We start from the raw sequence: 12,201 nt of genomic DNA, 5'->3' as shown, positions 1-12,201 counted from the left end.
AACATTATGTAACGCCACAGGCACCTGGCAGTCTGGTTGCAGTAACAAACAGCAAGGGTGCACAGCAGCTTTCAGGAAGGGGTAATGCACAGGGAAGTCAGGATTTGAACCGGGGTCCAGCGGCATCACGCAGCATTGCATAGCGTTCCGCCTGACCGATCGTTTTTACCGATTGCTCTGTTCTCCATCCCGGAGTCACAGAGCAAGAATACCCTGCAAAAAAACCGGAGATACCATGAATAAGAAGGTTTTCACGCTCACAGCATTGGTTGCCAGCATGATGTTTGGCGCAACTGCACAGGCAGCGGACACCCGCATCGGCGTTACCATCTACAAATATGACGATAACTTTATGTCGATGGTGCGCAAAGATATTGAGAAAGAAGCCAAAGCGCTGGGTGGCGTTCAGTTACTGATGAATGACTCACAGAACGACCAATCCAAACAGAACGATCAGATCGACGTGCTGATGGCGAAAGGCGTGAAAGCGCTGGCGATTAACCTGGTTGACCCGGCTGCGGCTGCGGTAGTGGTTGATAAAGCACGCAGCAACGACGTGCCGGTGGTGTTCTTTAACAAAGAGCCCAACGCCAAAGTGCTGGCCGGTTATGACAAAGCGTATTATGTGGGCACCGACTCTAAAGAGTCAGGCATTATTCAGGGCCAGCTGATTGAGAAGCACTGGAAAGCCACGCCAGCCTGGGATCTGAACAAAGATGGTCAGATTCAGTTTGTGCTGCTGAAAGGCGAGCCGGGCCACCCTGATGCGGAAGCGCGTACCAAATATGTTATCGATACGCTGAACAAGTCGGGTATTAAAACCCAGCAGTTAGCTATGGATACCGCGATGTGGGATACCGCGCAGGCGAAAGATAAAGTAGACGCCTGGCTGTCCGGCCCGAATGCCAACAAAATCGAAGTGGTTATCGCCAACAACGATGCGATGGCGATGGGTGCCGTTGAAGCGCTGAAAGCACACAATAAAACCTCTATTCCGGTGTTTGGCGTAGATGCCTTACCAGAAGCGATGGCGCTGGTGAAATCAGGCGCTATGGTGGGTACCGTGCTGAACGATGCGGAAAACCAGGCGAAAGCCACGCTGGACATTGCGAAGAACCTGGCGGATGGCAAACCTGCTACCGAAGGTACCAGCTTTAAGATTGCTGACAAAATTGTCCGCGTTCCTTACGTTGCCGTTGATAAAGACAATCTGTCGCAGTTCACGAAATAATACAGTTCCGGGCGCGGTCTCAGGCCGCGCCTTTTTCTCGTGACCAACGCTTTTTTTAGCCAGGTAAATTATGGCCAGTGATAATCCGACCGCGCAGCGTGAATATCTGCTGGAAATGACGAATGTGTCAAAATCATTTCCAGGGGTAAAAGCCTTAGATAATGTTAATTTAAAAGTGCGGCCACATTCCGTTCACGCCCTGATGGGAGAGAACGGCGCCGGGAAATCAACATTATTAAAATGCCTGTTTGGTATTTACAGTAAAGATACGGGGAGCATCCTGTTTCAGGGTGAAGAAGTTAACTTTAAGAGTTCAAAAGAGGCGCTGGAAAATGGCGTTTCTATGGTGCACCAGGAACTGAACCTGGTATTACAACGCACCGTGATGGATAACATGTGGCTGGGACGTTATCCGCGCAAAGGCCTGTTTGTCGATCAGGATAAAATGTATCGCGATACCAAAGCGATCTTTGACGAACTGGATATTAATATCGACCCGCGCGATAAGGTAATGAATTTATCGGTCTCGCAAATGCAGATGATCGAAATTGCCAAAGCGTTTTCCTATAATGCCAGGATAGTTATTATGGATGAACCGACCTCGTCGCTGACGGAAAAAGAGGTCAATCATCTTTTTACCATTATTCGTAAATTAAAAGACCGCGGTTGCGGTATCGTCTATATCTCGCACAAAATGGAAGAGATCTTCCAGCTGTGTGATGAAATTACGATTCTGCGTGATGGTCAGTGGATCGCCACCCAGCCGCTGGAAGGGCTGGATATGGATAAGATCATCTCTATGATGGTAGGCCGTTCCCTGAACCAGCGCTTCCCGGATAAAACCAACGTACCGGGTGAAACCATCCTGGAAGTGCGTAATCTCACCTCGCTGCGTCAGCCGTCGATTCGCGATGTCTCATTTGATCTGCATAAAGGGGAGATCCTCGGCATTGCCGGGCTGGTGGGCGCCAAACGTACCGATATCGTGGAAACCTTATTTGGTATCCGCGAAAAGGCGAGCGGCACCATTAAGCTGCACGGTAAACCGATCAATAACAATAGCGCCAATGAAGCCATCAACCACGGTTTTGCCCTGGTGACGGAAGAGCGTCGCTCCACCGGTATTTATGCCTATCTTGATATTGGTTTTAACTCGCTTATCTCCAATATTAAAAAATATAAAAACAATATCGGTCTGCTGGATAACAAACGCATGAAAAGCGATACCCAATGGGTTATCGATTCCATGCGGGTAAAAACGCCGGGTCATCATACGCAAATTGGTTCGCTTTCTGGCGGTAATCAGCAAAAAGTGATTATCGGTCGCTGGCTATTAACCCAGCCTGAAATCCTGATGCTTGATGAACCAACGCGCGGTATTGACGTTGGGGCTAAATTTGAAATCTATCAGCTGATTGCCGAGCTGGCGAAGAAAGAGAAAGGCATCATTATTATCTCTTCTGAAATGCCGGAGTTGTTGGGCATTACCGATCGTATTCTGGTAATGAGCAACGGTCAGGTGGCGGGCATTGTTGATACTAAAACGACCACGCAGAACGAAATATTGCGTTTAGCGTCATTACACCTTTAATGAAGCAAGGGCTGTTAACATGAAAGCGACTACAAAAAAGAATGCGCTAACCTGGCTGAAAGAGGGCGGCATTTATGTCGTTCTGCTGGTTTTGCTGGCCATTATTATTTTCCAGGACCCGACATTTTTAAGCTTAATGAACCTGAGTAATATTCTGACGCAATCTTCTGTGCGTATCATTATTGCGCTCGGGGTAGCAGGACTGATTGTTACCCAGGGTACCGATCTCTCTGCCGGACGTCAGGTGGGTCTGGCGGCAGTGGTTGCAGCGACGCTGCTGCAATCGATGGAAAACGTCAACAAAGTGTTTCCCAATCTGGAAACCATGCCGATTGCGCTGGTGATTGTGATCGTCTGCGCTATCGGTGCCGTGATTGGCCTGATCAACGGCCTGGTGATCGCTTACCTGAAGGTGACGCCCTTTATCACCACGCTGGGTACGATGATCATCGTGTATGGTGTGAACTCACTCTATTACGATTACGTCGGGGCTTCGCCGATTGCGGGCTTTGACGCGGGCTTCTCAAGCTTTACCCAGGGCTTCCTGAAATTCGGCGATTTCAAACTGTCGTACATCACCTTCTACGCCATGATCGCCATCGTGTTTGTCTGGATTCTGTGGAACAAAACCCGCTTCGGTAAAAACATCTTTGCTATCGGTGGTAACCCGGAAGCAGCGAAAGTCTCTGGCGTTAACGTACCGCTTAACCTGATCCTGGTTTACGCTCTGTCCGGCGTGTTCTATGCCTTCGGCGGTATGCTGGAAGCGGGCCGTATCGGCAGTGCGACCAACAACCTCGGCTTTATGTATGAGCTGGATGCGATTGCGGCCTGTGTAGTTGGCGGCGTCTCCTTTGCCGGTGGTGTAGGTACTGTCGCGGGCGTGGTGACCGGTGTGATTATCTTTACCGTCATTAACTACGGTCTGACCTATATCGGCGTGAACCCTTACTGGCAGTACATCATCAAGGGCGGCATCATTATTTTCGCCGTGGCGCTGGATTCCCTGAAATACGCGCGCAAGAAGTAATCATCTGCGCGACACATCGGGCGGCCTGCGGGCCGCCTTTTTTATGGGCAACGACTACTGGTGAAGTTTCTGTTCCATATCCAGCAACTGCTCGGGGGTAACCGCCGGATAGCTGGGGGCGTCCTGCGGAATCTCATGGATGGCAGGAATCGGCACCAGCGGACCGAGAAAGCGCGGTTCACGCTTCATGATGTAAAGGTCTACCAGCGCGCCGAGGCGGGCTCCCACTTCACGCAGGCGTACGCTGAGCATGTTTTTGGGGGAGGGCACGGCATAACATTGCGCCTGAATACCCAGATGCAGAGCGATAAACAGCGCGCGCTCGCAATGGAAGCGCTGAGTGATAATAATAAAATCGTTGGTATCGAACACTTTGCGCGTGCGCACAATCGAGTCCAGAGTACGGAAACCGGCATAGTCCAGCACAATATCCGCCGGATCGACCCCCGCCTTGATCAAATCACGCCGCATCGTCATGGGCTCGTTATAGCTTTGCTGGGCATTATCGCCGCTCAGCAGCAGATAATTAACCTTGCCGCTGTTATAGGCGTTCAGCGCGCCCTGCATGCGGTAGAGATAATACTGGTTGAGCACGCCGGTGCGGTAATACTTGGCGGTGCCCAGCACCACGCCAACCTGACGATGGGGCAGCGAGGCGACATTTTCATAGATGAAAGGCGCGGTTTTCCAGCCGATCCAGCGATCGAGCGCAAGCGCGGCCGCCACCATCGCTAAGATGATGAAAAGCAAACCAAAGAAAACGCGTTTCAGCATGCGTCCGGGCACTCGTTGTCAGACTGTTTTAATGGCACAAGGCTACTTGAGGCACCGCAGGGAAGCAAGCCGCTGCTGGCTGGCTGAGGCTTTTTTAAGCGCTGCCGGATCGCGCAGGATCCGGCAGGCAGGGAGATTAAATCGAGGTGCGGCGATAGTGGCGATACTGCGGCAGCCAGAAGTTATTGGCAATGGATTGTGACAGCACATCTTCCGAGGTGACGACCGCCACGCCGGCCAGCTGCGCCGCTTTGCCCACTTCCATGGCAATCACCTTAGAGACGCCCTGAATATCTTTGATTTCCGGCAGCACCGGGCCTTCACCTTCGTTCACCAGCGGCGAACAGTCGGCGAGCGCGCGGCTGGCGGTCATCAGCATCGAATCCGTGACGCGCGCGGCACCCGAAGCGATCACGCCAAGCCCGATACCCGGGAAGATATAGGCGTTGTTACACTGGGCGATGGGGTAGGTTTTCCCTTTCCAGCTGACCGGCGAGAAAGGACTGCCGGTGGCGACCAGCGCGGCCCCGTCGGTCCAGGCGATAATATCCGCTGGCGTCGCTTCCACGCGTGAGGTGGGATTTGACAGCGGCATCACGACAGGACGCGGACAGTGACGATGCATCTCGCGGATAATCTCTTCGGTAAACAGGCCTGGCTGGCCGGAGACGCCGATCAGGATGCTGGGTTTCGCGTTACGCACCACGTCCATCAGTGAAATAGAGTCGCTGGTGATATCCCAGCCAGCCAGTTTTTCACTTTTCTGCACCAGTCGGCTCTGGAAGTCGAGCAGGTTCGGCAACTTGTCGGTCAGCAGACCATAGCGGTCCACCATCATAACGCGCGAGCGCGCCTCTTCGTCGCTTAACCCTTCAGATTTCATCTGCGCGATAATCTGCTCAGCGATACCGCAACCGGCGGAACCGGCGCCGAGGAACACCACTTTTTGTTCACATAAACGGCTGCCCGCGGCACGGCTGGCAGCGATCAGGGTGCCCACGGTAACGGCGGCGGTGCCCTGAATGTCATCATTAAAACAGCAGATCTCATCGCGATAACGCTCCAGCAGCGGCATGGCGTTTTTCTGGGCAAAATCTTCAAACTGCAGCAGCACTTTCGGCCAGCGACGTTTTACCGCCTGGATAAATTCGTTGACGAAGGCGTCATACTCTTCGCCGGTAATACGCGGATGACGCCAGCCCATATAAAGCGGATCGTTAAGCAGTTGCTGATTATTAGTACCAACATCCAGTACCACAGGGAGGGTATACGCCGGACTGATGCCCCCGCAGGCGGTATAAAGGGAAAGCTTACCAATAGGGATGCCCATACCGCCGATCCCCTGATCGCCGAGGCCGAGAATACGTTCGCCATCGGTCACTACAATCACCTTCACGTTCTGCTTGGTGGCGTTTTGCAGCATATCTTCAATGCGGTCACGGTTCGGATAGGAGATAAAGACGCCACGCGCGCGACGATAGATTTCTGAGAAGTGCTCGCAGGCCGCGCCTACCGTCGGGGTATAGATAATTGGCATCATCTCTTCAAGATGATTGTCCAGCAGGCGGTAGAACAGGGTTTCGTTCGTATCCTGAATGTTACGCAGGTAAACGTGTTTGTCGTTGTTGTTCTTGAAATCCTGGAATTGACGCCAGGCACGTTTGGCCTGCTCCTCAATGGATTCCACCGCTTCAGGCAGCAATCCATTCAGGTTAAATTCGTTACGCTCTTCAATGGAAAAAGCGCTGCCTTTGTTCAGCAAAGGAAATTCCAACAAAATCGGGCCAGCGTAGGGAATATAAAGAGGACGTTTACTCTCGTAGTCGAGTTCCATGCAGTATTTGCTCCGGTTTCAGTTATTTCTGGCATTACGCAGGGCAAGGTAACGCCAGCCTTCATCGTTGTGAAGTGAATTCTGGCGCTCGATCCTATGAAATTTCCCGCAGATGTACAGCTTTTGTTAATAAAAGAATACAAAAGTGTTGGTCAGGAAAAAGAGAATTATCCTTTGCTCAGAGCGACAGAATCCATAACCTGGCAGCCAAGGGCAGAAAGCGTAGCGAAAGTAGCGTCCCGCTGCGTTATGCAGGCATTTTCTGCTTCGGCTAACACGGCGCGCTGGATCTGCTGGATATCTTCGCCCTGCATATTCAACAGGATCAGTGCGGACTGTAGCGGCGGCAGGCTGGGGTTAAAGGCTGCATTCTCGGCGTAGCGTCCGCTGACAATATGGCCTGAGGGCGTAAGCAGGGCCACGCCGCTGTGCGCGCGGGTGTAAGGGGCATGGCTGGCGCTGGCCGCCTGAATCGCCGCCTGGGTCAGGGCATCTCCCTCCAGACGATATCCGTGATCCACCTGATCCATCAGGCGTTCCTCAATGGCTAAGTCTCCCGGCCCAAAGGCGTCCGGCAGATAATCTGCCAGCGTACTGACCGCCCGGTCGGGCAGACTGATGCGAATGCCAGTGCCGCTGTTCATTTCATTCATAAACTGACGGCAATGCCCGCAGGGGGTGTAGTTTACCGTGATGGTTTCCAGCCGTGTTTCGCCGCGTAGCCAGGCGTGAGTAATGGCGCTCTGTTCTGCATGCACGGTTTGCTGCATTGGCGTATGAAGAAACTCCATATTGGCGCCAAAGTACCAGTGGCCACTCACGCCGCGTGCAATCGCGCCGACGTTAAAGCGGGAAAGAGGCACCACTGCGCAGGCCGCCGCCAGCGGCAGCAGCGCCAGCGCCAGGGCATCACTTTCCATACCGGTTTGCTGCCGGAGTCTGGCAATCTGGTCAGGGGTCAGCAGCGCCTGAAAGCGGTTATCCTCCAGAATGGGCTGAACAGCCGACTTCAACGGCTCCGCCAGCTGGTTAAAAGCGGAATGAAAACGTGGGTGCATGATTGCCTCGCTAAAATCGTCAAACGGCCGCGTGCCGCTTAACGGTTTATATGTGATCTGTATCGCTCTGACAATGCAAGCATTTCACCGTGTTTCAACTTTGCGAGATCTATCGCAAAGTTTTAGCCAAACCAGTACATCAGCACGGGAAAAAGAAAGGGGGCGAGTAACGAGGTAATAATCCCGCAAATCACCAGCGCCAGCGAACTGAACGCCCCTTCCTGATAATCAAGCTCGGCGCAGCGGGCGGTGCCCAGCGCGTGCGAGGCGTTGCCGATAGCCAGTCCCCGTGAGGCTTTGGTTTTGATGCGCAACAGATCGAGCAGCATATGACCAAAGACGGCACCAAATACGCCCGCCAGCAGTACGCAAATGGCGCTGATGGCCGGAATGCCGTGCAGCGAGCCGGAAATGGCCATGGCAATCGGCGTGGTCACCGATTTCGGTAAAATGGTGGCGGCGATTTGTGGCGTGGCGCCCATCCAGAGCGCAATTGCGGTACCGGAAACCATCGCCGTAATGCTGCCAATAAAGCAGACGCTGACAATTGATTTCCAGCGGGCGCGAATCTGATGCATCTGTTCATAGAGCGGCAGCGCCAGCGCGACCACTGCAGGCTGCAGCAGGTGATTCAGTATCTCGCTGCCAGCGAAATAGCGCGCATAGGGCATATGGGTCAGTAACAGGATGGGAATAATGATCGCCATGGAAACCAGCAGCGGATTCAGCAAGGGGATTTTCAGTCTGGCCGCCAGCTTGCGCGCCAGCCAGAAAGCCGCCAGCGTCAGCGGCAGCGACCACCAGATATCACTCATCGGCGGCCTCCCTGGTATTCACGCGGCCCGGGCCATGCAGGCGGTGGGAGCTGATCCCGACCACCAGCAGTACGATAACAGTACTGACCACACAGGAGACCACAATCGGGCCAAACTGGGCGCTGAGGACATCGGTATAGCTCATCACGCCCACGCTGATGGGAACAAACAGCAGCGCCATATTGCGGATAAGCAGGTGACAGCCCGGTTTTACCCAGCGCGTCGGCACAAGTTGTGAGGCGAGCAGGGCAAAGAGGATAAGCATACCAATAATGCTGCCTGGCAGGGGGAACGGCAGCAGGGTAGCAATACCGTTACCGGCATACAGGCACAGGTAAATAATGATAAAGGCGCGCAGGTAGCGCCAGCAGACAGACAGCACGGTGGGCATGACAGGCTCCTGTTTTTATTGCGGTTATCATACGCGTAATTCCATAAGCGTGCTACCGATCACATTTTGTGCGGCAGATTCCATTATTAGCGCTGAAAACGGACAACAGCGCCAGACCAGGTTCTCCTGAGGCCAGGATACAACAAGGAGAGCCTGATGAATAAGCATAAACAGCGCTGTCGCGCTTTGCGTCACCGGATGAGCGATGCTGAACGTCGGTTATGGCGTTATCTGAGAAATCGCGCTCTGCAGGGATGGAAGTTTCGCCGTCAACATGCGATTGGTCCTTTTATTGCCGATTTCGCCTGCCCGGAGTTACGGCTGGTGATTGAGCTGGATGGCGGGCAGCATCTGGCGCAGCAGGATTATGATGCCAGAAGGACACGCTATTTACAGCGCCAGGGCTGGCGGGTGTTACGTTTCTGGAATCATGAGGTGTTTAATGCGCTGGATGCGGTGTTGCGGCAGATCTGTGAGGTTGCTGGCCCTCACCCCAGCCCTCTCCCGCAAGCGGGAGAGGGGGCAGAGCGTGCCCCGACGGGAGAGGCGTGCAACAAAAGGCAGTGAGGTAGTGGGGGTGTTACATCGCCCTCACCCCAGCCCTCTCCCGCAAGCGGGAGAGGGGGCAGAGCGTGCCCCGACGGGAGAGGCGAGCAACAAATGGCAGTGAGGTAGTGGGGGTGTTACGTCGCCCCCACCCCAGCCCTCTCCCGCAAGCGGGAGAGGGGGCAGAGCGTGCCCCGACGGCGGAGGCGAGCAACAAATGGCAGTGAGGTAGTGGGGGTGTTACGTCGCCCCCACCCCAGCCCTCTCCCGCAAGCGGGAGAGGGAGAGGAAGGGCCCTGACAGGAGAGGCGAGCAACCAATGGCAGTGAGGCAGCGGGGGTGTTACGTCGCCCTCACCCCAGCCCTCTCCCGCAAGCGGGAGAGGGAGCAGAGCGTGCCCTGACGGGAGAGGTGTGCAACAAAAGGCGGTGAGGCAGCAGGTGTGTTACGTCGCCCTCATCCCAGCCCTCTCCCGCAAGCGGGAGAGGGGGCAGAGCGTGCCCTGACGGCGGAGGCGTGCAACAAATGGCAGTGAGGCAGCAGGGGTGTTACATAGCCCTCACCCCAGCCCTCTCCCGCAGGCGGGAGAGGGGGCAGAGCGTGCCCCGACGGCGGAGGCGTGCAACCAATGACAGTGGGGCAGCGGGGGTGTTACATCGCCCTCACCCCAGCCCTCTCCCGCAGGAGAAGCCGCACCGTACAATCCCCCTCTCCCTTTGGGAGAGGGTCGGGGTGAGGGGCAAGCGACGCAGCACAAGGCACAGAGCGCGCTTATTTCACCGGCATACCAGGCTGGGCGCCGCTGTCGGCGGAGAGAATAAACAGATCTTTCCCGCCCGGACCCGCTGAGAGCACCATGCCTTCTGAAACGCCGAAGCGCATCTTACGCGGCGCCAGGTTAGCCACAATAATCGTCAGGCGACCCACCAGTACGGCTGGATCCGGATAGGCAGCGCGAATGCCGGAAAAAATCTGACGTTTCTCGCCGCCCACATCAAGCTCCAGACGCAGCAGCTTGTCAGAACCTTCTACCAGCTCCGCTTTCTCAATCAGCGCCACCCGCATATCGACTTTGGCAAAATCATCAATGGTAATAGTCTCGCCAGCCGGCTCTTCGTTGATCGCCGCGCTGGCAGGTTTATTCGTGGCGGCGGCATCTTCTTTCGACGCCTCCACCAGAGTCGTGATTTTGGCCATCTCAATACGACTGTAAAGCGCTTTAAACGCCGTGACTTCATGATTCAGCAGCGGCTGTGCAATGTCATCCCAGTTCAGTTCGCACTGCAGGAAGGCTTCAGCGCGGGCGCTCAGCGACGGCATTACCGGTTTCAGCCAGGTCATCAGCACGCGGAACAGGTTAATGCCCATTGAGCAGATTGCCTGCAGGTCGGCATCGCGGCCTTCCTGTTTCGCTACCACCCAGGGAGCCTGCTCATCCACATAGCGGTTGGCCAGATCGGCCAGCGCCATGATCTCACGAATGGCACGGTTATATTCGCGGCTGGCCCAGGCTTCACCGATCTTCTCTGAGGCATCGGTAAAGGTTTTATACAGCGCCGGATCCGCCAGTTCGCCTGCCAGCTTGCCGCCGAAGCGCTTGTTGATAAAGCCGGCATTACGCGACGCCAGGTTCACCACTTTGTTGACGATGTCAGCATTCACACGCTGCACAAAATCTTCCAGGTTCAGGTCGATATCGTCGATGCGTGAAGAGAGTTTCGCCGCATAGTAGTAACGCAGGCTGTCGGCATCCAGATGTTCCAGCCAGGTGCTGGCTTTGATAAAGGTGCCACGCGATTTTGACATCTTCGCGCCGTTGACCGTCACGTAACCATGCACAAACAGGTTGTTCGGCTTGCGGAAGTTGCTGCCTTCCAGCATGGCGGGCCAGAACAGGCTGTGGAAGTAGACGATATCTTTACCGATAAAGTGATACAGCTCGGTGCTGGAATCTTTGTTCCAGTACTCATCAAAATCGATATCGTCGCGCTTGTCGCACAGGTTTTTGAAGGCGCCCATATACCCGATCGGTGCATCCAGCCAGACGTAGAAATATTTGCCTGGCGCATCCGGGATCTCAAAACCAAAGTAGGGTGCGTCACGGGAGATATCCCACTGCTGCAGCCCCGACTCAAACCACTCCTGCATTTTATTCGCTACCTGCTCCTGCAGCGCGCCCGAACGCGTCCAGGCTTGTAACATCTCGCTGAATGAAGGCAGATCGAAGAAGAAGTGCTCAGAGTCACGCATGATCGGCGTCGCCCCGGACACCACCGATTTCGGATTGACCAGCTCGGTTGGGCTGTAGGTGGCGCCGCAGACTTCGCAGTTATCGCCATATTGATCCGGTGATTTACAGATCGGGCAGCTGCCTTTCACAAAACGATCCGGCAGGAACATGCCTTTTTCCGGATCATAGAGCTGTGAAATAGTACGGTTCTTAATGAAACCGTTCTCTTTCAGACGGCAGTAGATGAGCGACGACAGCTCGCGGTTCTCATCGCTATGGGTAGAATGGTAGTTGTCATAGCTGATGTTAAAACCGGCGAAATCGGTCTGATGCTCCTGACTCATTTCGGCAATCATCTGCTCAGGCGCGATACCTAACTGCTGGGCTTTCAGCATGATCGGCGTGCCGTGCGCATCGTCAGCGCAGATGAAATGAACCTGATTGCCACGCATTCGCTGGTAACGTACCCAAATATCTGCCTGGATATGCTCGAGCATGTGGCCGAGATGGATAGAACCGTTCGCGTACGGCAGAGCGCACGTTACCATTATTTTTTTCGCGACTTGAGTCATAGTTTGCGTAGCTTTCTGTTGAATGAAAAACGGCTTTAGATGTTAACCGAAGCCTTCTCCTGCGTAAACACGGCTGGCGATGGTGCTGCCAGAGAGGCTCACATTTCATGGCGATCTGATATGATTAGT

The 12,201-nt window shown here is 54.5% G+C and carries 10 protein-coding genes; 4 read left to right on the top strand and 6 right to left on the bottom strand.

Annotated features, from left to right (window positions below):
- Positions 1-235: 235 nt before the first annotated feature.
- The 3 genes from mglB (at position 236) to mglC (ending at position 3,852) form a co-directional block, all read left to right on the top strand.
- Complete coding sequence (gene mglB / locus E0E17_RS00540) at positions 236-1,231, top strand: galactose/glucose ABC transporter substrate-binding protein MglB (RefSeq protein ID WP_130830793.1); 996 nt, start codon at positions 236-238, stop codon at positions 1,229-1,231.
- Between the two features lie 70 nt (positions 1,232-1,301).
- Positions 1,302-2,822, top strand: coding sequence for a galactose/methyl galactoside ABC transporter ATP-binding protein MglA (gene mglA / locus E0E17_RS00535; RefSeq protein WP_130830792.1), 1,521 nt, complete (start codon positions 1,302-1,304; stop codon positions 2,820-2,822).
- A 19-nt stretch (positions 2,823-2,841) separates the two neighbouring features.
- Positions 2,842-3,852, top strand: coding sequence for a galactose/methyl galactoside ABC transporter permease MglC (gene mglC / locus E0E17_RS00530; RefSeq protein ID WP_130830791.1), 1,011 nt, complete (start codon positions 2,842-2,844; stop codon positions 3,850-3,852).
- Between the two features lie 54 nt (positions 3,853-3,906).
- On the opposite strand, the gene sanA is transcribed toward mglC, so the two are convergent.
- From sanA to E0E17_RS00505, 5 genes are all read right to left on the bottom strand, one after another.
- Complete coding sequence (gene sanA, locus E0E17_RS00525; protein ID WP_130830790.1) at positions 3,907-4,626, bottom strand: outer membrane permeability protein SanA; 720 nt, start codon at positions 4,624-4,626, stop codon at positions 3,907-3,909.
- 136 nt (positions 4,627-4,762) lie between these two features.
- Positions 4,763-6,460 carry an NAD-dependent malic enzyme gene (locus E0E17_RS00520; protein WP_130830789.1) on the bottom strand — a complete coding sequence of 566 codons (1,698 nt, stop codon included), beginning with the start codon at positions 6,458-6,460 and terminating at the stop codon, positions 4,763-4,765.
- 167 nt (positions 6,461-6,627) lie between these two features.
- A complete protein-coding gene (gene cdd, locus E0E17_RS00515) occupies positions 6,628-7,518 on the bottom strand; it encodes a cytidine deaminase (RefSeq protein WP_130830788.1) in 891 nt (296 codons plus the stop codon).
- A 122-nt stretch (positions 7,519-7,640) separates the two neighbouring features.
- Positions 7,641-8,333 (bottom strand): CidB/LrgB family autolysis modulator, encoded by a 693-nt coding sequence (locus E0E17_RS00510; RefSeq protein ID WP_130830787.1) that lies wholly within the window; start codon positions 8,331-8,333, stop codon positions 7,641-7,643.
- The gene (locus E0E17_RS00505; protein WP_130830786.1) at positions 8,326-8,724 is read right to left on the bottom strand and encodes a CidA/LrgA family protein; all 399 of its coding nucleotides are present in this window, start codon (positions 8,722-8,724) and stop codon (positions 8,326-8,328) included. The genes E0E17_RS00510 and E0E17_RS00505 overlap by 8 nt, the downstream gene beginning before the upstream one ends.
- 156 nt (positions 8,725-8,880) lie before the next feature.
- Here E0E17_RS00505 and E0E17_RS00500 point away from each other — a divergent pair, with 156 nt between their 5' ends.
- Positions 8,881-9,291: an endonuclease domain-containing protein gene (locus tag E0E17_RS00500; protein ID WP_130830785.1), complete on the top strand. Its 411-nt coding sequence runs from the start codon at positions 8,881-8,883 to the stop codon at positions 9,289-9,291.
- 750 nt (positions 9,292-10,041) lie between these two features.
- On the opposite strand, the gene metG is transcribed toward E0E17_RS00500, so the two are convergent.
- Positions 10,042-12,072: a methionine--tRNA ligase gene (metG, locus tag E0E17_RS00495; RefSeq protein ID WP_130830784.1), complete on the bottom strand. Its 2,031-nt coding sequence runs from the start codon at positions 12,070-12,072 to the stop codon at positions 10,042-10,044.
- Positions 12,073-12,201: the final 129 nt, after the last annotated feature.

The organism is [Erwinia] mediterraneensis (genome assembly GCF_900604315.1).
Lineage (GTDB): Bacteria > Pseudomonadota > Gammaproteobacteria > Enterobacterales > Enterobacteriaceae > Pantoea > Pantoea mediterraneensis_A.
This window is presented reverse-complemented; position numbering and strand designations above follow the sequence as displayed.

Bases quoted from the DNA above. Each gene is read 5' to 3' on its own strand.
- mglB (WP_130830793.1), top strand. From the start codon at position 236: ATGAATAAGAAGGTTTTCACGCTCACAGCATTGGTTGCCAGCATGATG.
- mglA (WP_130830792.1), top strand. From the start codon at position 1,302: ATGGCCAGTGATAATCCGACCGCGCAGCGTGAATATCTGCTGGAAATG.
- mglC (WP_130830791.1), top strand. From the start codon at position 2,842: ATGAAAGCGACTACAAAAAAGAATGCGCTAACCTGGCTGAAAGAGGGC.
- sanA (WP_130830790.1), bottom strand. From the start codon at position 4,626: ATGCTGAAACGCGTTTTCTTTGGTTTGCTTTTCATCATCTTAGCGATG.
- E0E17_RS00520 (WP_130830789.1), bottom strand. From the start codon at position 6,460: ATGGAACTCGACTACGAGAGTAAACGTCCTCTTTATATTCCCTACGCT.
- cdd (WP_130830788.1), bottom strand. From the start codon at position 7,518: ATGCACCCACGTTTTCATTCCGCTTTTAACCAGCTGGCGGAGCCGTTG.
- E0E17_RS00510 (WP_130830787.1), bottom strand. From the start codon at position 8,333: ATGAGTGATATCTGGTGGTCGCTGCCGCTGACGCTGGCGGCTTTCTGG.
- E0E17_RS00505 (WP_130830786.1), bottom strand. From the start codon at position 8,724: ATGCCCACCGTGCTGTCTGTCTGCTGGCGCTACCTGCGCGCCTTTATC.
- E0E17_RS00500 (WP_130830785.1), top strand. From the start codon at position 8,881: ATGAATAAGCATAAACAGCGCTGTCGCGCTTTGCGTCACCGGATGAGC.
- metG (WP_130830784.1), bottom strand. From the start codon at position 12,072: ATGACTCAAGTCGCGAAAAAAATAATGGTAACGTGCGCTCTGCCGTAC.